Source organism: Amphritea atlantica, from assembly GCA_024397875.1.
Taxonomy (GTDB): Bacteria; Pseudomonadota; Gammaproteobacteria; order Pseudomonadales; family Balneatricaceae; genus Amphritea; species Amphritea atlantica_B.
Window position 1 is genome coordinate 2,657,216 of record CP073344.1, and the last position, 22,253, is coordinate 2,679,468.

Annotated in this window: 13 protein-coding genes; 4 read left to right on the forward strand and 9 right to left on the reverse strand. The window is 52.5% G+C overall.

What is annotated here, in order from left to right; translation table 11 throughout:
* Position 1: 1 nt before the first annotated feature.
* Both peaB (KDX31_12220) and peaA (KDX31_12225) read right to left on the reverse strand, forming a co-directional pair.
* Positions 2-1,435, reverse strand: a complete 1,434-nt coding sequence (peaB, locus tag KDX31_12220; protein UTW02125.1) for a quinohemoprotein amine dehydrogenase maturation protein — start codon at positions 1,433-1,435, stop codon at positions 2-4.
* Positions 1,436-1,514: 79 nt separating this feature from the next.
* Positions 1,515-3,113 carry a quinohemoprotein amine dehydrogenase subunit alpha gene (peaA, locus tag KDX31_12225; GenBank protein ID UTW02126.1) on the reverse strand — a complete coding sequence of 533 codons (1,599 nt, stop codon included), beginning with the start codon at positions 3,111-3,113 and terminating at the stop codon, positions 1,515-1,517.
* Between the two features lie 503 nt (positions 3,114-3,616).
* On the opposite strand from peaA (KDX31_12225), the gene KDX31_12230 reads away from it, so the two are divergent.
* Positions 3,617-5,116 carry an aldehyde dehydrogenase family protein gene (locus KDX31_12230; GenBank protein ID UTW02127.1) on the forward strand — a complete coding sequence of 500 codons (1,500 nt, stop codon included), beginning with the start codon at positions 3,617-3,619 and terminating at the stop codon, positions 5,114-5,116.
* A gap of 531 nt (positions 5,117-5,647) precedes the next feature.
* Positions 5,648-6,124, forward strand: coding sequence for an NADAR family protein (locus tag KDX31_12235; protein ID UTW02128.1), 477 nt, complete (start codon positions 5,648-5,650; stop codon positions 6,122-6,124).
* A gap of 24 nt (positions 6,125-6,148) precedes the next feature.
* On the opposite strand, the gene KDX31_12240 is transcribed toward KDX31_12235, so the two are convergent.
* From KDX31_12240 to peaA (KDX31_12270), 7 genes are all read right to left on the reverse strand, one after another.
* Positions 6,149-7,504 (reverse strand): tryptophan 7-halogenase, encoded by a 1,356-nt coding sequence (locus tag KDX31_12240; protein UTW02129.1) that lies wholly within the window; start codon positions 7,502-7,504, stop codon positions 6,149-6,151.
* A complete protein-coding gene (locus tag KDX31_12245) occupies positions 7,501-8,235 on the reverse strand; it encodes a S8 family serine peptidase (protein ID UTW02130.1) in 735 nt (244 codons plus the stop codon). Before KDX31_12245 ends, KDX31_12240 begins: the two co-directional genes overlap by 4 nt.
* 1 nt (position 8,236) lies before the next feature.
* A complete protein-coding gene (locus KDX31_12250) occupies positions 8,237-9,967 on the reverse strand; it encodes an ABC transporter ATP-binding protein (GenBank protein ID UTW02131.1) in 1,731 nt (576 codons plus the stop codon).
* Between the two features lie 102 nt (positions 9,968-10,069).
* Entirely contained in the window at positions 10,070-11,209 is a 1,140-nt protein-coding gene (gene peaD, locus KDX31_12255; protein ID UTW02132.1) for a quinohemoprotein amine dehydrogenase subunit beta, read from the reverse strand.
* Positions 11,210-11,220: 11 nt separating this feature from the next.
* Positions 11,221-11,547 carry a quinohemoprotein amine dehydrogenase subunit gamma gene (gene qhpC, locus KDX31_12260; protein UTW02133.1) on the reverse strand — a complete coding sequence of 109 codons (327 nt, stop codon included), beginning with the start codon at positions 11,545-11,547 and terminating at the stop codon, positions 11,221-11,223.
* Positions 11,548-12,981 carry a quinohemoprotein amine dehydrogenase maturation protein gene (peaB, locus tag KDX31_12265; GenBank protein UTW02134.1) on the reverse strand — a complete coding sequence of 478 codons (1,434 nt, stop codon included), beginning with the start codon at positions 12,979-12,981 and terminating at the stop codon, positions 11,548-11,550.
* 56 nt (positions 12,982-13,037) lie between these two features.
* Positions 13,038-14,633 (reverse strand): quinohemoprotein amine dehydrogenase subunit alpha, encoded by a 1,596-nt coding sequence (gene peaA, locus KDX31_12270; GenBank protein UTW02135.1) that lies wholly within the window; start codon positions 14,631-14,633, stop codon positions 13,038-13,040.
* A gap of 344 nt (positions 14,634-14,977) precedes the next feature.
* Between peaA (KDX31_12270) and KDX31_12275 the strand changes: the two genes are divergently transcribed.
* Together KDX31_12275 and KDX31_12280 are read left to right on the forward strand one after the other, a co-directional pair.
* A complete protein-coding gene (locus KDX31_12275; GenBank protein UTW02136.1) occupies positions 14,978-15,700 on the forward strand; it encodes a response regulator in 723 nt (240 codons plus the stop codon).
* A 3-nt stretch (positions 15,701-15,703) separates the two neighbouring features.
* Complete coding sequence (locus tag KDX31_12280) at positions 15,704-22,066, forward strand: AAA family ATPase (GenBank protein UTW02137.1); 6,363 nt, start codon at positions 15,704-15,706, stop codon at positions 22,064-22,066.
* Positions 22,067-22,253: the final 187 nt, after the last annotated feature.

A 22,253-nucleotide genomic window follows, 5' to 3' on the forward strand; every position in this document is an offset into this window, starting at 1 on the left:
ATCAATGAGCCCTCCGGGGAGATATGTAACTGTCGATAAAAGCCGGATTTTCGGCCATGATGCGGCTGTAAACTTCGATACCGAAGTCCACCCAGTCACGCATCAGATCGCAGTAGTGATAAACGGGTTGAGTCGGGTCTTCAAAACGGGCGTAACTTTCGTGGTAGCAGCCACCGGAACAGAGATTACGAATGCGGCAGCTGGAACATCCGGTATCGGTACGATCCAGACGCTGCTCTAGGAACCCTCCCAGGCGCTCTTTATCGATACCCGTCTGCACATCGCCAAAGGTCCCCAGATCCGATCCGGTAAACCGATGACAGAGATTCAGGCCACCTTCGTGATCCACCGCCAGCATCGCCACACCTGCACCACAGGGCAGAGCTTTCTTATTGCCCTCATGAAGATCGGTAATCAACTGATGCATGTTGGAGAAGCCGATATTGCGGTGCTCCAGCGCAGCTTCCAGATACTCTTTGCCCAGCGCCTTCATGTTGTGGAAAACCTCAGCCAGTTCCTCATCGCTGAGGTTGTAATAGCTGATATCACCGGAGGTTACCGGTGCAAAACCGACCTCTGAAAATCCCAGTTCATTAAACAGGTGATCCCAGATCTGACGGACATCGGTGACCCCCTTGGTCAGCGTCACACGGGCTCCGATCGGACGGGCACGGAAACGGGAGAGCAGCATTCTCGCTTTGCGACTCACCACATCATAAGTCCCCTGCCCACCGACAGTGATCCGGTTTTTATCATGAATTGCTTTCGGCCCATCCATACTGACGGAAAGTCCGAAACGGTGAGCATTAAGCCAATCGGCGATATCCTCCGTCAGCAGAGTTGCATTGGTTGTCATGGTAAAGTCTACCGGCTTCCCCAGTTCAGCGAAGCGCTGTTCGGAGTAGGCGACAACATCCTTTATCAGACCGAAGTTCGACAACGGCTCACCGCCAAAGAAGACGATGTTATAACGCGCCTCTTTAGGTGATTCAGCAATCAGCATCTCAATCGATTGCTTAGCTGTGTCGAACTGCATCTTCCTGCCCTCAGAGGGCTTATCCAGATCCTCTTTGTAACAGTAACTGCAGCTGAGGTTGCAACCGGTGTTTACATTCAATACCAGCGTATTGAGCGGAAACTCGGTGATCTTTTTCAGCGCAATCTCCGGAGTTAACGGCGAGCCATCACTCACCAGCTCCAGTGCGATCAGCTCTTTCAGGGTTTCAGCCACCTGATCCGTCGGATACTGCCCGGACAGTTCACCCACCAGTTGCTCTGCGGTTTGTTGTGGCCGCTGTCGCAATAGTTCGATCAGCTGTGCGGTCAGACCATCCAGCTCAAACAGACTGCTGGAAGGAATATGGAACAGCATCTGCCGCGAACTGACTGCCACCAGATGTAGATTCTGCTCTACCAGATTTAATTGGGCGCCCATTGAACAACCCTCCTCACTATTATTGTTTTCAGGATGCTATACCGCTGTACAACATCACTTATTGGTAGTCAGGAACTGCTTATGGCAGTGGTGGATTGTTCCAGCGCTGCACGGTCACGATCATCTGACCTTCAGCATTCAGGACAGCATTGCCTTCCATCACTTCGGCAACCACTTTGAGATTGCCCGCATTATTTGTCGACATACGCCGTTCTGGGTTGGGGCCGGCAGCCGCTGTGGTAAACACACCGGTTTTTTCATCCATACGCCCGGTAAAATGAGTATCCCGGTCGGCCGCCGCCTGCTCATCAAAGGGCTCGACATGCCATTTAGCCGGAACGAAACCGATACGCATATCGTCCTCGGTACCGGGCTGCCCATCGGCACCATTCATCCATGCTTCAGCCTGGAAATAGCCATTGTATTTCGGCGTAGAACCACCGTTACCACCCACCCGGGCGACGGCAAAATCAGGTACCACTTTAACGCTGCCGATCTGATCGTAGACATTCAGCACTGCGCCATCTGCCTGACCTGCCACTACATTACGGGCGCCCGGTTGAGCCTTGCTGTCAGCTGTGGCTTGCAGCACTACTTTGTTACCATCGCGGTAGAGTTCACTGACGACCCTGATACCATCACCCAGTGAGACCTGCTGACCCAGCCCGGTACCCACCAGTGTCAGTACATCTGTACTGCCTGCGCGGATATAGCCGGGTTGAACCGAGAGCAGCGTTGGCGTACTGCCGGCCCGCACCGCGGTGAAATCCATACCCGCTTCATCGTGTACCGCCTCAAACATGCGGCCAGTCAGTTCGGAGCCATCCTCTGAGAGAGCGAAAACCTGACGCATTTTCACCCCATCGACGGTCAGATTAGCGCGCCACTCATAGCCGGTGTAAACGATGGCTGTGCCACTGCCTTGCAGCGTAGAACCATCCGCATATTCACCCTCAACCGTGACCTTATACTGATCCTCTTTACCCCCAGACACGGTCATAACACCGCGAATATCGCCTTTACCCGGCATCTGGGCACTGAAGCTCCAACTGCCGCTGGCAGGTAACTTCTTAGCACTCTGCCATTTATCCCAGCTGGCAGACTGCAGCGGAAACTCGTTAGCCAGCTCTGGAACCATCTCCTTAAATGCCAGATCCATCCAGTCCCTGTCCCGTGCCAGTGCCTGATATTCCAGCGTAGGCCACTGGCCCAGATGGAAGTTCACCAGATGCTTCCACTCAGATGCCGGACGACGCTGCAGCGTCACCCGTGCGCCGGAATGGCAACGGGAGCACATCTCTTCAAAGTTGGTGGACTCAAAGCTTTCCATCGTGTTCAGGCGACGCTCCATCGCATAGCGTGAATCCTCGGTTTCTTCCGGAGCAAGACCCTGCTTATCAGCAAAGTACTTCACCAGCGTCCGCCGTTCATCATCGGTGACATCAAGGCCATGCATCACCTGCATCCGGGCAATGGTCATCAGCCAGCCTTCCGGGGTTTTACGCTGATGGCTCATACGACTCATCTGCAGAGGCTTGGCATTCTCCTGGGTATGACATGCCACACACTTACTCTGAATAATGGCTTCAGCATCACCCGCCTGTACGGCCCCTGCTGGCAAGATAAACCCTGCCAGCAGAAGTCCACCCGTTAACCGGGGTAGTGTAAATTCCTTCATCAAGGCCAGACTCCTTTTGTTGTTTATTTAGTTGGGAAGCTCAACACGACCCAAAGTTCTAACCTGCAGGGATACAAAGCACGGCCTGTGCCAATAGAAAGAAACTATTATTTTTCAATGAATTACAAAAAATCAGGGTAATCCTGTACAGAGAAATCCGGCCACCACTGTTTTATTACGCAACACCGCTGTTCAAAAATGTAACAGTCCGGGAAAGACGAAACAGAAACAGGGCTTCTCTCCCCTGATCATCGGGAATGATCACTCACTCAACTGACTTATTTTTTAACACCCTGTCTCATTGTAAAACACTCCTTCGATGACGACCCGAGATAACAAATAGAAAAATAATACATATAAAACAACAATTTAATTAAATATAAACACTCTGGCACAGCCCTTGCGATAACCGTATCACTAAGTGTCGGGTTGCCTGTAATGCATTCAGGCCTCTCTGTATCTCTGATAACAACCACATTACAACTACAAACAGGTCTACAAATATGAGCGAATCACAATTTTCCCCCTCAGCTGCGGCAATGGACTTTATTCAGCGTCAGCATAAATTTCTGATTGGTGATCAGTGGCTGGAGGCTGAAGATGGCCGGACGCTGCCGGTCATCAACCCCGCCAATGGCGAACAGATCACCACGGTACCCAGCGGCGATAAGGCTGATATCGATAAAGCGGTGGCAATGGCGCGTAAAACTTTTGAAGATTCAGACTGGAGCCGCATCAAGCCGGTCGATCGTCAGAAGCTGCTGTGGAACTTTGCCGACCTGATTGAAAAGAATGCCGGCCTGCTGGCTGAAATTGAATCGCTGGATAATGGCAAGAGTGTGGTGATCGCAGAGCATGTTGATATCCGTCTGGCGGTTGATTTCCTCCGATATATGGCCGGCTTCGCCACAAAGATCGAGGGTCGCAGCGTCGATGTATCAGTGCCCTTTATGCCAGACGCACAGTTCCACGGCTACACCCGCCGGGAAGCAGTCGGTGTGGTTGGCGCCATTGTCGCCTGGAACTTCCCACTGCTATTGGCTTGCTGGAAACTGGGCCCGGCACTGGCAACCGGTTGCACAGTTGTTCTTAAACCCGCCGATGAAACCCCGCTGACCGCACTGATGCTGGGCCAGCTGGCACTGGAAGCGGGTTATCCTTCCGGTGTACTGAATGTGGTTACCGGCGTCGGTATCGAAGCAGGTGCCGCCCTGTCCCACCACCCTGATGTGGATAAACTGACCTTTACCGGCTCCACTCAGGTAGGAAAAATGATCGGTAAAGCAGCCATCGACAGCATGACCCGGGTCACCCTGGAATTGGGTGGTAAGTCCCCCACTATCGTGTTGGAAGATGCCGACGTGCAGACCGCCGCAGCCGGTGCTGCCAACGCGATCTTCTTCAATCAGGGGCAAGTCTGCTGCGCCGGTTCCCGTCTCTATGTACATAAGAAACATTTCGACAATGTCGTGGCCGATATCTCCGCCATTGCAGAAGGTATGACCCTGGGACATGGCCTGGACCCGAATGCCCAGATGGGGCCACTTATCTCGGCAAAGCAGCAGCACCGGGTGTGCAACTACATTGATCAGGGTCGCAACAGCGGCGCCACCATTACCACCGGCGGTATTGCGGTGCCAGGGCCGGGCTTCTTTGTTAAACCCACCGTGATGGTGGATGTGAATCAGAACTCCACTGTGGTGCAGGAGGAGATCTTCGGCCCGGTACTGGTCGCGATGCCGTTCGATGATATCGACGAAGCGGTACGTATCGCCAACGACAGTCAGTACGGACTGGGTGCCAGCATCTGGTCAAACAACCTGTCACAGGTACACCGTATGATTCCGCGCATCAAGTCCGGTTCCGTCTGGGTCAACTGCCATACCGCACTCGACCCTGCCCTGCCGTTCGGCGGCTACAAGCAATCCGGTCTGGGCCGGGAGATGGGCAGCGATGTCATCGAGCACTACACCGAGGTTAAATCGGTGTTGATGAGTATCTGAACTGTATAAGCGATAGACAAAAAGGGCTGCAGTGATAATTAGCGGCTCTTTTTACCTTTCTGTGCCAGGGTAACTCATAGAAGTGACACCTCGTCGCGATAATTATTGGCTTATACAGGACAGCTAATTGCCTCCAACGTCTTCCCTCTAAGCACACAAGTCACCTCCCTGATTCGCTGCTGGAAACAGCTCCTACGACAAATCTATCCAATACGCTAAGAGAAAATGGACACAGACTTCTTTAACGAAGTTCCCGTTTTAGTAAGCGCTTGTCATGTATCAGTATTAACGTTTGGAAATAGAGTCGCGCTAGCTATTATGCAGCCCCTTCTCATCAAGGTTTATAATGAATGAAAATTCATAGAGTTCCCGCCTGAGTTGAATTAACTGATCCCAATTTGTTAGTCGAGATGTCATTTACGGCCGCAGCAGGTGAAAAATATCAAGCATAAGCAGATAATCGGGTAGCCGGGTTCATCTACCCTTGGCCCCTTTATTTCATCGGCCTCTGGATTACGTGGAGAAACAAAGATGTTTTTTAGTCCCAAAAGTGCGAAGCAACTGGTAACGCTGACGCGGATTGATCCCACTAACCCGCTGGCCTCGTATTCCAGACACGCCTTCGAGCTGGATGGTTATGAGTGGCCTTCAGTCGAACACTATTACCAGGCGATGAAGTTTGGCGATACAGACTATGCTGAACAGATCCGCCAGGCCCCCCACCCGGCCGATGCGACAAAACTGGGCAAAAGCAAAAAACACGCAAAACGCAAAGACTGGGATCGGGTTAAGGTGACCGTCATGACCCGCGGCACCTATATCAAATGCCGCACCTATCCGGAGATTGCACAAAAACTACTGGATACCGGTGAGGTCGAGATTGCCGATGTCACCCAGTACGACTACTTCTGGGGCAGTGGCCGCGATATGCGCGGCAACAATGCCTTTGGCAAAATGCTGATGGAGATTCGGGATAAGCTGCGCCAGGAGATTAATCAGCAAGTATAACGCTGAAAAAAGGCCGACTTGTTTTCAACTTACAGCCTTCAACCAGTGATTCTGATACAACCAGCGGGTCATCCCCTCAGCGATTTCAGGACTCATACCCAGCCCTGTCTGCAGACAGGTCTGCGGACTCACACGCTCATCTCTGTTCTGTAGTGCCCGCACCACCGGTGCCATCGGTATGCCATTCAGATGCCAGATTCCCAGCGGCTGATCATTGGTGGTGACCACCTCATGCTCCTCAATCAGTCCGTTGCTGACCACCGGCATACAGACCACCTGAAGTGAGTCAGGATCCGTTTCCTGATGCAGGGGCTGATTGTCGGGCCAGTTGCGCCGGGTGGCCCAGAACGGGTTATCCCACCAGCGCTCTTCTGAGGCGTAAAAATCCCGACCGATGCGGGCAAAGCGGTGAAACAGATGATCGACCCGCTGTTGATAAAACTGTTTCGCCAGCGATCTTTTGTCGGGGTGTTGCAGCAGGGTATTGATCACTGCAGGTGCCTGCAGAGCGCTGGAAAGCGCCTGAAAAATCCCGTTACCTGATAGCGGGTCAACTGCCATCGCGGCGTCCCCTACCCTGATCCAGTTGTCGCCGACTGCCTCACGACAGAGTATCGGTGTGCTGGTGCGGGCGTGGATAACCCCGGTTGGTTCAGCGTTGGCAATAAAGGACTGTGCACTGGGCAGGTTTCGTAGAATAGCGTTACAGTGATCTATCAGTTGGGCCTTATCCGGCAGATCGGCACTGGCGACATCAAAGGTCAGTTGCAGATAGCGGGTGCCATCGGACCAGGCGGCCATCCAGGCCCAGCCATCCTCAAAGCTTTCGGCGGCAGACTGTGGCTGACAGGGTTCGCCCTGCCAGTATTGCAGCAATGACACGGTTTCACTGCCCCGCAGCCGTTCAAGACCGGCTGCCGGGGCACTGCGACCGCGGGCTTCCACCAGAAAATCAGCATTCAGTTGAGCAACATCAGAACCTTTCAGCTCAACCGAAAAACCTTCATCCGTCTCACTGACTTTACCAACCCGGCTATGCACCAGATGAACGCCCGCCGCCTGCAGATCCCGGCCGATGCCCTGATCCAGCTCATTGCGGTTGATCAGCATCTCGGTATTGGCACTGTTGGTGGCACCATTCCAGCTGGCCAGCCGTGGCGAGGGTTGCGGCAGATTAGCCAGAGCCTGTTTAAACCCGGCATTTCTCAACCCTTCAACCACCCTTTCGGAGACTCCTTCGACCGCTTTGAACGGTCTGGGCTCCGCTATAACAGTGACATCATAACCCAGTGTTTTTAGCCCCAGCGCCGTTGCGCCTCCAGCCGGCCCACCGCCGAGAACAACAATATGGGCTGTCTTATTATGTGTAGAGCTATTCAACCGACCGACCCTCCACTGTTTGGATTAGTCTCTGTGGCCGATGGAAAACGGACTTCAACACCAAAATAGTCCGCCTGACTCTCCAGCCATCGATCCACGGAGGCCAGATCGGCAGCGCCGCCTTCACTCAGATAGCGGCCGATATGGCCGGTTAACTGAGCGCATCCGGCACTGGCACCGATCACGCCGTTGCGGGCTTTAACATAGCCTCCGAAATCCGCGTATTGGGTTTTCAGACAGGAGAGCTGCTGCGGATTTTCACAGCGGGCATCGCCGGTCATCCGCAACACCCCGGGATAAGCCGCAGGATAAACCGGATCACCTTTAGCCGGTGAGGAGGCACACACAATCACCCCGGCGGCCAGCGCTCTCTCGCAGGCACTACGTAACACGTCCCGGTCATTGCGCAACCCCAGACTGAGATTAATCAGATCTACCTGCTGCTCCACCAGCCAGTCGATGGCGGCGGCTACCTGTGCCGGGGTTGTGGCTAAACGTTCGCTGAATATCTGTGCGATGGCAAACTCAGCTTGCGGCGCCTGGTCAGCTATCACCTCTAACAGTGAGGAGCCGTGCCCCAGCTGATCATTGATGACCGGAGCTAGTACAATGCCTTCATCATATCTGAATGCCTGTGAGGCTATAACCCGATCAATCCCTGTTGGCGGTGATCCGGCAAAACCAAAACCGCTATCGACCAGACCGATCAATATTTTATCCTTCTGCCCCATATCAGCTCACCTCCGGCAGACTGTTTTCAGCCACCAACTGACCATTATTCAGTTCGATGCGCAGATCCACCCCACTGAGGGTTGAGGCCCGGTGACTGATCAGGATGCGGGTCTTACCGGCAAAGATACGGTTAACATTAGCGATCACTTCCGTTTCCGTCGCTTCGTCCACGGCCGAGGTGGCCTCATCCAGAATCAGAATAGCCGGTTGTTGCAGAATCGCCCGGGCAATCGCCAGCCGCTGCTTCTGACCACCGGACAACTGACTGCCCCGCTCTCCCAGCGGCGTCTCCAGCCCCATCGGCAGGGAGCTGACCAACTCAGTCAACTGGGCCTGTTCAGCCGCCGCCCGCACGTCTGCATCACTGGCCTCAGGGGCTGCGTAACGGATGTTCTCCATCAGGGTGCCACGGAACAGAGTGATATCCTGGCTCACCAGCGCCACCCGCTTACGCAGCGCCATCGGCGGCAGCTGCTTAAGATTGACTCCATCGATAAAAATGCGCCCATGCTCTGGATCGTAATAGCGCATCAACAGATCAATTACGGTGGATTTACCCACGCCTGAGGGCCCGGTCAGGGCGATGCTGGCACCAGCGGGAAACACTGTAGTGGCATGATTCAGAATCGGCTCATTACGGCCTTCATAACTAAAACTAACCCGATCGAAACTGATCTCTCCACGCATATCCTCTGCCAGTGAAGCCGGTTGTTCGGGCGTAGTAATATCCGGTTCAGCCCGACGCAGATCCATCACCCGGTCGAGGCTGACCGACATCCGCTGAATCGCCACATATAAACCTAAAAGGCTCTGCACCGGACCGGTCGCCATCCCCAGGTAAGTCGAAAATGCGATCAGCGAACCCAGTTGCCACTGCCCCTGAATCACCCAGTAACCGCCAATCAGGAAGGCCGTAGCGCGGGTCAGTGAAGTGAGTGTTCCAGGAATTGCCTGGGTAAAAAATTCAGTCACCTGCAGCTTCAAAAGATCGGTCAGATAGCTGTCACTGAGGTTATGCAGTTTGCGGGATTCCCTTTTTTCCTGAGAGACCGCCTGAATAAACTTCATCGCCGGCAGGGTTTCCACCAAAAAAGAGCTGAGATCGGCCGAACGCTCGCGAATGATCCGTGTCTGACGTTCCACTTTTCGCCGCATCCAGCGCAGCCAGAGAATCTCCAGTGGAATCAGCACCAGTACCAGCAGTGACAGCTTCCAGGACAGGGTCACCAATAACGCCAGCGCACCCACCAGCCCCAGCACACTGCTCAGCGCGGAGAACATGCTATCCACCGCAAAGCGCTGAATCTGTGATACATCGCCATCCAGCCGGGACAGAATATCGCCTATCCGCCGTCCACCAAAAAACTGCGGTGACAGGATTTGCAGATGTTCATAGAGATGTTCGCGCAGGGAGAACAGGATCTTACCCGACAGCCGGGTATGCAGATAACGATTGATACCGGAGAGCCCGGTACTGATAATGCCGACCAGAATCATCGCCACGGCCATGGTCACCAGCATGCCATAATCTTTTGCCAGCAGGCCTTCGTCAATCAACAGTTTGGTCAGCCAGGGTTGCAACAACACCAGCGCTGAGGCAAATACCGACAGCAGCATCAGGCCGATAATCGCCTTCGACTGAGGCCTGACAAAAGTATACAACCAACGGAACGCCTCTTCTAAACGCCCCCGGTCCTGGCCATCAATTGCAGCACTTAGCCATCTGATCATGCGTGTGTCGTCTCTTATTATTGGCAGATACAAAAAAGGCTGTCGCAGGACAGCCTTTACTCACCAGATTAACATTCTGGACATCGAAGTGTTAGTCCCAACCTACTTCAGATAAGCGATTCGCATAGCAGAAGTAGACATATCGCCCGGTAACTGGATTGAACCAATTTTTTCCAGGGTTTCCGGATCATGGATCGAGATATCACTGGACGTACCACCCACATAAATAGTGCGGTCATGAGTCATATTCAGGTTGTAATAGGTATGATCCATATTATGTACAGCCAGCGTTTTCTTCTCACTAATATCGTGTTTAGACAGTGTATTAAATGCACCGTAGAGAATATTGCTATCTGCCGGATCTGTGATGAAGTTGAAGACAATGAACTCAAAAGGGACGGTTTCAGTCTGTTCAACTTCACCGGTTTTCAGATCAACCCGGCTCATTCCCCACCAGAATTCGGCTTTCTCCATATCACCCGGATCGCCATTCCACTTAATGGTGAAGTACGGCATGATAAACTCATCAACATGCTCTCCCAAGGAATGCATAGCAAACGCATCGGGCTGCACCCACTTATCACCAGCTCTATCCCAGTTCTGCAGCTTACTCAGCATACGAATCTCACCGTTTTGCGGATTGATCGCCTGCAAATCATTACCACCGAGGATAACTTCACCGGTATCCATCGCCATGATTTTAGTAATCTGCCGGTCTACCGGAAAGGTTCTGATCGGCTTGGCATCAAGTCCGGCACTGGTATCGAAAACAGCCAGTTGAGGCTGCATCACTTCATACCGGTCATTCAGTTTACGGGTTGGGTTCTGTATGGTGTACAGCTCCTTGCCATCCCGGCTGACCGCCAGAGAAACAAAGCTTTTTACCGTGACATTGTTATCCGACTGTTTGGCAAAGAAGACCATCTCACAGTTGGTAATATCAAATCCGGCAACGTCTTCCCATTTATTGGTGCCGACGTAGGCGATCCGACCATCCGGCGAGGGTTCAACGGTACCCTGACCAAAAATACCGGGGACATCACAGCTGCGAATAACCTGTTTAGTTTCCGTATCGATGACATGAAGCTGGTTCGGACGGGTCACCGTCAGCAAATACTCATGACCACCACCTTTCATACCATTGAGCGATGCGGATGGGTTCATTGAACAACCGGACATCAGCGCAACCGTACTCACAGCGCCAATCAGCGCTGCGGCTTTTATTTTATGGGTAAATTTCATCTGCGCCTCCGTTACTTCTGCTCTTCCGGGAAAATGCCATCCAGCTTGCGCCAGTCTTCATTGGCCTTAGACACATCCTGAGACCAGTCAGGATAGTTGCTCATGGTGTCGGGCACCTGGGCCGGCCACCAACAGGCATCAGCACAACCGTAGAGGTCGGATTCCATCGGCTGACACAGGGAGCCCAGACCACCGAAGGGATCGACTTCCCAGCCCGGATCGTTGGTGGAGGTACAGCCCACCACAGACTGCATCGCGACGACTTCTTCCACCTGATCCGGGGAGGTAGTCTGATCAAGCATTTTCGCTTTTTTGTTAAACGACTTCAGATGTTTCATTTAAGCACTCCTTCTAGGAGAGACATGGGCTTCAAAAAAGCCCGGATTCTCTATCATGATGCGGGTGTACGCCTCGACTCCGAAATCAACCCAGTCACGTAGCAGATCGCAATAATGGTAGGAGGGTACGGTCGCATCACCGTATTTTGCATAACTTTCGTGATAACAACCGCCGGAACAGATATTGCGGATACGGCAGGTTTCGCAACCGGTATCACTGCGATCAAGACGGGTTTCGACAAACTCAGCCAGCGCCGGTTTATCCAGCCCCTCACTGACATCGCCGAATAATGGCTGATCAGACCCGGTAAACCGGTGGCACAGGTTGATACCGCCTTTGGTATCCACCGCCAGCAAGCCAACACCGGCACCACAGGGCAGCTGTTTCTTGTTGCCCTCATGGATATCGGTCATCAGCATATGCATATTGCCGTAACCCAGATTTTTGCCTTCCAGAGCAGCATCAAGATACTTTTGCCCCAGACGCTTCATTCCGGCAAAGACCTCAACCATCTCTTCGGCAGTGAGGTTAAAAGAGGTAATATCACCGGAGGTGACCGGGCCAAATCCGACTTCAGAAAAACCAAGATCGTGATAAAGATGGTCGAAGATCGCTTCCACATCGGTAATACCCCGGGTCAGAGTAACCCGGCAACCGATCGGCCGTGCGGTATAGCGGGAAAGCAACATCTGCGCCTTCTGCTTTACCACATCGTAAGTGCCCTGACCGCCCACGGTAATTCGGTTTTTATCGTGCATCGCCTTGGGACCGTCCATCGAGATAGTCAGGCCAAAACGGTGCTCGTTAAACCAGTCCACCAGTTCTTCGTTAAGCATGGTGGCGTTGGTGGTCATGGTGAAACTCACCTCCGCTTCCAGCGTCGCGAAACGCTCTTCACAGTAGGCCACCACATTACGGATCAGCGGCATGTTGGTGAGTGGCTCGCCACCAAAAAACACCACGTTGTACTGACGCTGGTCCGGAGACTCTTTCAGCATCATCTCAACCGACTGCACCGCTGTGTCAAAGCTCATCTTGTCACCCTTTGACGGGGTGGTCAGATCCTCTTTGTAGCAGTACGTGCAGCTGAGGTTACAACCGGTATTGGTGTTCAGTACGATGGTGGTCAGCGGAAACTGCTTCACCGGCTTTGGCTCATTATTGATCTGAGCCCAGGTACCCGCTTCAGCAATGATCTTCAGCGTCTTTAACTCTTCCAGAGTATCTACCACATCACCGGCGCTGAACCGGCCATCAAAGCGGTCACGAATCTGCAGTGCAGACACTTCCGTTTCAGATGAGAACAGTTCGATCAGCTCCCGTCCCAGCCCATCCAGCTCAAACAGGCTGCTGGTCGGCACATGGAACAACATCCTGCGTTCCTCTACATCAACCAGATGCAGGTTGGGTTTTACCAGAGTTAAAGATCCCATTTTCAGTCTCTCTTCTTGTTATTCGCTACAACAGATGTTGGCGGTTGTTATCCGTGTTACTGAATGGCGCGTTTGATATAGCTCGGTACAGCCACCAGCAGGTCTGATTCACCCTCAACGGTGTTGTCGCCGTCTTTGACTGACGCCACAACTTTCAACATGCCAACGTTATTGGTAGACATCCTGCGCTGTGGGTTCAGACCGGCATCACCGGGTGTAAAGATTCCGTTGCTGTCGATGGTTCCGGCAAACTCAACATCCCGATCCTCTTCCGCCACTTCATTCTGTGGTTTCAGCGACCAGGCGGCAGGCATATAACCCAGACGCATATCGTCGTCAGTGCCAGGCTGACCATCGGCACCGGCGCTGAACGCCAGAGCGCGGTAGGTTGATTGCACCTTCGGAAGCTTGCCGCCGTTACCACCAATTCGCGCCAGCGACTGAGGTGGAGATACCTGCACGGCTGCGACCTTGTCATAGACAGCCAGTTGCGCTTTAGCTTTCGTTGCGCCCACTGCTACATCACGCATTCCGACAGATGCTGAAGCAGACGCTTTTGCCTCCACCACAACCCGGTCAGCATCACGGGACAGGACTTTAACGACTTTGACACCGGCACCCAGATTGACGCTGCCTTTCAGATAGCCGCCAAAAATGGTGACTTGAGATGTTTCACCCTGCTTCAGGGCAGACGGTGACAGACCAACGATGGCACTACCATTGACCGCATTCAGTTCACCTCCGATCTCATCGTGGGCACTCTGATACATACGGCCGGTCAGAGAGGTGCCATCTGCAGAGGCAGCCAGAACCTGACGCATGCTGACACCATCAATCGTCAGACCCGCACGCCACTCGTAACCGGAAAAGACCTGAGCGGCGCCATTGCCACGCAGTAAAGAACCATCGGCATAATGGCCATCCAGCGTAACGGAATACTTATTATCTGAGGTTTCCACTACCTTCAGAACAGCGCTGTAATCACCCTTCACAGGCATATAGCCCGCGACAGACCAGCTTCCTTCCAGCTTGGGTTTAGCGACTTTCTGCCACTGCTTCCAGGCTACATCATTGAAGGCATAATCCATCGCCAGCTTAGGCGCTGTTTCATTCAGGGCGATATCGTACCAACGACGATCCCGTGCCAGAGCGTGTAGCTCGGTAGTGGGATGTATCGCCATATGGGTATTCACCAGCTCTTTCCACTCGCCCTCGGTGCGACGCTGTAAGCCAAAACGAGCGTTGGAGTGACAACGGGCACACATCTCTGCGTACGCCGGATCAACGTCTTCAACAACGTTTGGCTGCTGTTCCAGCACATAGCGGAACGGAGCGGCTTCAGAAGGCGCCAGCCCCTGAGTATCAGACAGGTATCTGATCACTGCCTGAGTCTCTTCAGAGGAGAGCACCAAGCCGTTCCGATGCTGCATTCGCTGCAGCGTCATCTGCCAGCCTTCAGGCGTTTTACGCTGCTGACTGATTCTTGAATATGGCGTTTCGGGGTTTCCGGTGCGCGTATGACAGCTCAGACATTTTTCCTGAATCACTGTCTCACCATCCATCGCCCAGGACGCCGCCGGGGTCAGCATAGTCCCCATCAGTGCCAGTGCACTCACACTGAGTAGTGCATGCTTGGATTTATTATTGTTCAAGGCCAATCACTCCTGTAAGAATTTTCTGTGCAGCATCTGTTGCGGCAACCCGGAACAGATACAGGCCCTCATCGTTTTTTTAGTTCGCCGGTCTCCCAACTCCAACTAACCTAACCGTCGGGTGTAAATGAATTTCCGTGAATTTGTGCTAAGTTGTTATCTAATGTAACAGGATGTAACAATGCAACGCACATACTCCTATAACTATTTGTCAGATAAAGAGTTTTTATACTGAATCAACCGTTTAACGACTGATTAAGGAATGCTGTTATCAAACTCTGCAGCTTGCTAAACTCTGATCATCTGTTTGATAAAACCATAATAAAAGATAATAGTTGCTGACCATGACACCTCCCACTGAACCGTCACATATCCTAATAGTAGAAGACGATTTTGCCTCCCGCTCCCTGCTGGTCAGTTACTTTGAAAACGAAGGCTACCGGGTGAGTGAGACCGATCATGGCGAAAGCCTGGTGCAGAAAGTGCTCGATGAGAGAATCGATCTGGTGCTGCTGGATATCAATCTGCCCGGCAAAGACGGACTCACGCTGACACGTGAACTCAGAGCTCACTCCAAGGTCGGTATTATCCTCGTCACCAGCAAAGGCGATGAGATCGACCGTATTGTCGGGCTTGAACTGGGTGCCGATGACTATGTCACCAAACCCTTTGCCCCCCGTGAACTTCTGGTGCGGGCTAAGAACCTGATCTGGCGGGTCACCGATCAGTCTGGCAAACCGGAGACAGAAGTAACACACCTGATACAGTTTGAGGGCTGGATTCTGGATTGCAGCAAACGCTTACTGGAAAGTCCTGAAGCTGCCGCTGAACGTCTGCCAGAAGGCGAATTCAAGCTATTAAACGCACTAATCAGTCGTCGTGGACAGGTACTCAGCAGGGACCAGTTGATGGATGCCATTCACGATCGGGAGTGGACCCCCAATGACCGCTCTGTCGATGTGCTGATCGGGCGTCTGCGACGCAAACTTAATGATAACCCACTTGATCCACACTTTATCCTTACCGCCCACGGTGCAGGCTATATGTTCGCCGGGGAGATAGGCTAACCTATGTATCATCTTCCCGGCTTTACGATCCAGACGATTATTCACCGGGGCAAACACTGCACGGTTAGCCGGGCGCTGAGGGATAATGATCTTCAACCGGTCATCATCAAACAGCTTAACAAAAGCTCATCAACTCCCGAAGATATCGGCCGCTTTGACCATGAGTTTGAGTTGCTCAGCAGCCTCCAGGTTGATGGTATTGTCCCGCCGTTGATTCAGACCAGCATTAACAATCTCTCGACGCTGGTATTCCCGGACCGGGGAGGCACATCCCTGAGACAGATGATGCTGAAAAAGCAGTATTCCTGGGAACAGATATTGCCTATGGCGATCGCGCTTTGCGATCTGCTGGGACGCCTTCACAGCGAACGGGTGATACATAAAAAACTCTCGCCGGATAATATTCTCTGGTTACCGGAGAACGGAGAGGTACAGCTGATCGATTTTGCCATTGCCACCCGACTGACCCGGGAACAGGCCAGCTGGAACTCACAACAACTCTCCGTTGATGACCTGCGCTATATGGCACCGGAACAAACCGGGCGGATCAACCGGCATATCGATTTTCGCAGTGACTTTTACAGCCTGGGTGTCACCCTCTATGAATTACTCTGCGGCCGTCCTCCCTTTACGGGCAAAGATCGTCTGCAACTGATCCACAACCATATTGCCAAACACCCCCAGGCGCCCCATAAAGTCAAACCGGAAATACCGGAGATGATCAGCCGGATTATCCTGAAACTGATGGCAAAAGATGCCTCGGAGCGGTATCAGTCAAGCTTCGGTATCTCTCAGGATCTGAAACGCTGTCTGGCGCTTTGGACTCAGCAACAGAGTATCCCGCTGTTCAGTCTTGCCCGTAAAGATATCTCTGGACACTTCTCCATCCCTCAACGTCTCTATGGACGTGCGGCAACCATTCAGAAACTGCGTAACAGTTTCGACCAGGCGAATCTGCGGCGTCAGGAGCTTATTCTGATTACCGGGTACGCCGGCGTGGGAAAGTCGAGTCTGGTTCACGAGCTGCGCCACTATATCCATGAGCAGAACGGCCGGTTTATCAGCGGCAAGTTTGATCAGTTCCGCCGCACCCGTCCCTACTCCGGTATTTTTCTCGCACTACAAGGCCTGATCCGGCAGCTGTTAACCGAGAACGAACAGGAGATTACGGTCTACCGGGATGAAATCCTGACTGCGCTGGGACAGAATGCCCATGCGCTGATCCGCCTGGTTCCGGAACTGGAACTGATTATCGGCCCCCAGGAAAATAAGCCCCGCTTCTCTATCCTGGAAGAACAGAACCGCTTTTCCCGACTGGTCAAATCACTGCTCAGTGTATTTGCAACCGCAAAAAACCCGCTGCTGCTGTTTCTCGATGATCTTCACTGGGGGGATCTGGCGTCATTCAACCTGATCACCTCACTGTGTGAAGAGGGTGATATGTCAAACCTTCTGATTGTCGGCAGCTACCGGGACCAGGAGGTCGGCCCTACTCATCCGCTGACACAGGCTATCAGTAAGATAAAACAGGGCAGCTGTAACATCAGTGAGATTCTCCTTGAGCCGTTAAATAAGTCTCAGATTATCAGACTAATTGCAGATACTCTGAGAACCGAACCGCAGCACTGTACCGAGCTGGCTCAGATCTGTCTGGAGAAGACCCAGGGCAACCCGTTTTTCCTCATCCAGTTGCTTTACTCTCTGCATGATGAAGGGCTTATCCGCTTTCAAAGCAACCGCTGGCAATGGGATGAACAAAAAATCCAGTCGCGGGAGATGAGCGATAACGTCATCGACCTGATGGTCAGCAAGATACAGAAACTGTCTCATGCGAGTCAGAAAGCTCTGCAGATGGCGGCCTGTATCGGCAGTCCTTTTGATCTCAATACCCTCGCCGTTGTCTTAGAACAGAGTCCTCACAGCACCACTGAAAACCTGATGGACGCCATGCGTGAAGGGTTGCTCATTCCGCTGGATATCAACTACTCAAGCCACTCAGGACTGCGCTTCGAACGTCACCGCTACCGCTTTGTACATGACCGGATTCAGCAGGCCGCCTACTCCCTGATTCCGGAAAGTCAGCGGCAACACCTGCACCTGCAGATCGGCCGGCTTTTGCAACAGCGTTTTCCTGATCAAAACAGCAGGCTGGTCTTTGAGATCACTAACCACCTGAACAGTGCCCGTAATCTTATTGAGTCCACTGCTGAGCTGACCGAGCTGGCATCGCTGAACTGCCAGTCCGGAACCCAGGCGCTGGATTCAGCGGCTTTCGATGCCGCTCAGGAGTATTTTCAGACAGGTATAGAGCTACTTCCCGAGAACAGTTGGCAACAGCATTACGAGCTGACCTTAACCCTCTATAAAAGTGGCGCCGAAGCCGCCTATATCCGCTCCCAGTATGAGCAGATGAACACGCTGATCGATGAGGTAATCCGCAACAGTGAAAACGAACTGGACCGGGTCAAAGTCTTCGAGATCAGAATTCAGTCGCATATCGCCAGAAACCAGTTCGACCAGGCGATGAAAGTCGCCCTGCAGGTGCTTAAACTGCTGGGGGTAGAGCTGCCATCAAAACCCAGCAAACGACATATCTGGCAAGGGGTTCTGAGAACGCAGTGGCTGCTGCAGCGACGCAACCGGGAGCAGATCATCAACGCATCACCGATGCAGGACCCCCGTGATCTGGCGGCCCTGTCGATTCTGGCCAGCATGTTCGGGGCGGTCAAGTTTTCCAGCTCCGCCCTGCGGCCACTGGTGATGGCCAAGGAGGTTGAGCTAACTCTCACCCGGGGAATGACGGCACATTCGCCCATGGCTTTTGCCGGTTATGGGGGCATTCTGTGTGGCAAATATTCAGCGATTGAGCAGGGCTATCAGTTAGGTTCCATCGCTATAGAGATCGATCAGCAACAGCCTGACCGGCTGCTGCATCATCGCACCATGTCACTGTTCGACTCTTATATACGGCACTGGAAAGAGCCACTGCAGAACTCACTGAGTTCGCTGATGGAAGGACATCAACAAGCGCTGAACTGCGGCGATATTGAGTGGGGCAGTTACAGTCTCGCGGCCTGGATTCAGTATGCGTTTACCCAGACTGAGAATTTCGCAGAGATTCAACCAACACTGGAAAACTACACCAACTCACTACTGCAATACGGGCAAAAACCGTCTATACAATACTCACTCCAGGCATTGCAGGCGATTGATAACCTGCTAGGAAAAAATGAAGACCCGACCCAGCTATTTGGTCGTTTTTTCAACCAGACGATGCTCAAAGAACACCACCATGAAGATCATCGCACTGCGATCGCCACCTATCACCACTATTGCTCGCTACTCTGCTTTATTTTTGAAGACTATCAACAGGCTAACTGGCATTGCGAAACAGGGGCCCCCTATCTGCCACATATTGTCGGCACCTATTCCTCTCCCTGTTTTGAATATATGACCGCTCTGTCCAGGCTCGCCCTGCTCTCTGATATCAGTATTCTCCAGCAAAGCCATAAGCTGAAACGTCCGCGCAACACGTTGCGTAAAGCAAAACGACTGGCAGGTCACTGCCCTGAAAACCATCAGCATTTTGCCTCATTGCTGCAAGCCGAGCTGTATCGGGCCACTGGCCAGTACCATAAAGCAATGGACTATTATGATGCTGCAATCAGCTCAGCTCAGCGTAACCATTTTTATCTGATGGCCGCCCTGGCCACAGAGATGGCTGGCAGATGCTATCTGGAGTGGGATAAACAAAATATTGCCAGCACTTATCTCAACGATGCCTGGAACGCATATAAGCGGTTGCAGGTAAAGCCAAAACTACAACAGTTACAAAACCGCTATCCGGAACTCTTTGCCAGTCGCAGTATCAGCAACAACGAAAAAAACCTGGCACTGACCAACGCTGATGACGGAGAAACGTTTTCTAATCAACAGCTGGATACCATCTCGGTAATCCGCTCCTCCCAGGCCATTTCCGATGAAATTGTACTGGAGAAACTGCTTGGCAGGCTGATGGCGCTGGCGCTGGAGAGTGCCGGAGCCCAGCGGGCAATTCTGATTCTCAAAGAGCGGGACGAATATTATATCGAAGCAGAAACCGAGCTGGATCAGCCACCCCGGTTCTTCAAGGGCCTCACCCTGGATGACTGCACTACGTTGCCGGCCAGTATTGTCCATTATGCCGCCCGTACCAAGGAGATCGTGGTCCTCAGTGATGCCCACACTCACGAGATGTTTATGCAGGATAGTTATCTGCGCCAGTATAAGCCCCGGTCATTACTCTGCATGCCGATCCTCTACCACGGAGAGCTGACCGCCCTGCTTTATCTGGAGAATAATGAAAGCCGCAATGTATTTGACCCATCCCGAATGGAAACCCTGCAAATTCTCTCGGCCCAGGCGGCCATCTCCATCGAAAACGCCAAGCTATACTCCAGCCTGGAACAGTCAGAACAGGAGTTTCGCTCACTGTTTGAAAACACCGTTGAAGCCATTTTCAGGGCCAGTGCGCAGGGGCATTTTATCTCCGCTAACCCGGCGCTGGCTGAACTGTTAGGCTATTCCAACCCACAGGAGTTTCTTCACACCATCACCGATATTGGCAGTCAGTGCTTTGCCAATAGCATCGATCTGCACAGTTTCCTCAATCAGTTATCTGCAGATAATCGGGTGCTCGGTTTCGAAACCGAGTGGCTGCGCCGCGATGGCACCCCGGTAAATGTATCCATCTCTGCTCGCCGGGAACTGGATGAGCAAGGCAATGTTGTCTATTACGAAGGTTCGCTGACCAATATCACCGAACGAAAAGCGAAAGAACAGGCACAGCTGAATCTACAGAAGTCAGAAGCCGCCAGTCAGGCGAAGTCTGAATTCCTGGCAACCATCAGCCACGAGATCAGAACGCCCATGAACGGCATTCTGGGGATGGCTCAGCTACTCAATAAAGGCAACCTTCTCCCTGATCAGCGAGAACAGGTCGAGGCGATCTACCAATCCGGTCAGAACCTCCTGTCAATCCTTAATGATGTCCTGGATTTCACCAAGGCAGAAGCGGGTCAGGTGGAACTGCACAACGCTCCCTTCTCCGTCAGGCAGGTGCTCAATGAACTGGAGTTGATGCTGCGGCCAATGACACTGGAAGAACGTCTGTCACTTGAACTGGCTATCAGTGACTCGCTTCCCGACAGGGTTTTCGGTGACCGACGCAGCCTGGTACAGGTATTGATGAACCTCTGCGCCAATGCCATTAAATTTACCCAGCAGGGTTACATTAAAATATTGGTCAACGCCCGTCAGAGTGATCAGACCGCCGAGATCCGCTTTACGGTTGAAGATAGTGGTATAGGTATTCCTGAAGAGTCGCACCACCGGATCTTCCAGCACTTCTCCCAGGCAGACTCCTCTATCACTCGCCGGTATGGTGGCACCGGTCTGGGACTTGCCATCAGTAAGAAAATGGTTGAACTGCAACAGGGCGAGATCGGTTTTAGCAGCATCGCGGGACACGGGAGTCAGTTCTGGTTCTCTATCCCCTATGCGTTAGCCACGACGGAACAAGAGACCAAAATACTCAGTCAGCCAGCCATCCAGGCTCCGGAACCACTCCATATTTTGCTGGTCGAGGATACGGTTATCAATCAACAGGTGGCGAAAGGACTGTTAGAAAGCGATGGCCATCGGGTCGAGATCGCCGAAAACGGTTATACCGCCCTGCAGAAACATGATCAGCACGACTATGATCTGGTACTGATGGATATCCACCTGCCGGATATGGATGGCATGGAAACCACCCGCAGAATCCGCCAGCATCACATGCCGGAAAAAGCCAATGTACGGGTGATCGCGCTGACCGCCAGTATTACCGAAGCGGAGATCAACAACTATCATGCAGCGGGGATTGATGCGGTGATTGGCAAACCATTGCAGTATACCGAGCTGCAACGGTTGTTGACTCAACAACCGTCAGCGCTTAAAAATACAGAGCTTAACCCTTCAGTACATAGTCCTTCAGATACGGTTATGACCATTCTCGATGAACATCTGGTTAGTCAGCATTGCAGCATGTTAGGCCGTGAGAAATTTATCCGTCTGCTTGATCAACTTGAACAGCAATGCCGCCAACTGACTGAGAAGATGCAGCAGGCATACGAGGCTGAGGATGTTAAGGCGATGCAAAGTTTCGCCCATCAGTTGGCGGGCGCAGCGGCTAATTTTGGTCTGAGAGCACTGGCCGTGCGGAGTAAAGCGATAGAAATGGATGAAGAAGTAATCACACCAGCCACCTGCGACGAACTGCAGAGCCTGGTGACTAGCGGTCTTGAGGCGCTGCGTCAGTTTAGTCAGCAGAGCGAAACCAGCGAATAGCTTTTAAAGGCTAAAAAAAAGCCCCTCATCAGAGGGGCAAAGCTTCCGCTTTTAACCAGGAAGAAAGCACCGGGATACGCTCCCGGCAGGGCGATCAAGAGACAAGATTTAACAGAAAATTCTGATAAACAGAGGCGAGATAAGCATAAACAGAGATAACAGAGAGCAGCCTTTATCACTTAATCGG

Coding starts and splice junctions, on each gene's coding strand:
- peaB (UTW02125.1), bottom strand. CDS start 1,435: ATGGGCGCCCAATTAAATCTGGTAGAGCAGAATCTACATCTGGTGGCA.
- peaA (UTW02126.1), bottom strand. CDS start 3,113: ATGAAGGAATTTACACTACCCCGGTTAACGGGTGGACTTCTGCTGGCA.
- KDX31_12230 (UTW02127.1), top strand. CDS start 3,617: ATGAGCGAATCACAATTTTCCCCCTCAGCTGCGGCAATGGACTTTATT.
- KDX31_12235 (UTW02128.1), top strand. CDS start 5,648: ATGTTTTTTAGTCCCAAAAGTGCGAAGCAACTGGTAACGCTGACGCGG.
- KDX31_12245 (UTW02130.1), bottom strand. CDS start 8,235: ATGGGGCAGAAGGATAAAATATTGATCGGTCTGGTCGATAGCGGTTTT.
- KDX31_12250 (UTW02131.1), bottom strand. CDS start 9,967: ATGATCAGATGGCTAAGTGCTGCAATTGATGGCCAGGACCGGGGGCGT.
- peaD (UTW02132.1), bottom strand. CDS start 11,209: ATGAAATTTACCCATAAAATAAAAGCCGCAGCGCTGATTGGCGCTGTG.
- qhpC (UTW02133.1), bottom strand. CDS start 11,547: ATGAAACATCTGAAGTCGTTTAACAAAAAAGCGAAAATGCTTGATCAG.
- peaB (UTW02134.1), bottom strand. CDS start 12,981: ATGGGATCTTTAACTCTGGTAAAACCCAACCTGCATCTGGTTGATGTA.
- KDX31_12275 (UTW02136.1), top strand. CDS start 14,978: ATGACACCTCCCACTGAACCGTCACATATCCTAATAGTAGAAGACGAT.
- KDX31_12280 (UTW02137.1), top strand. CDS start 15,704: ATGTATCATCTTCCCGGCTTTACGATCCAGACGATTATTCACCGGGGC.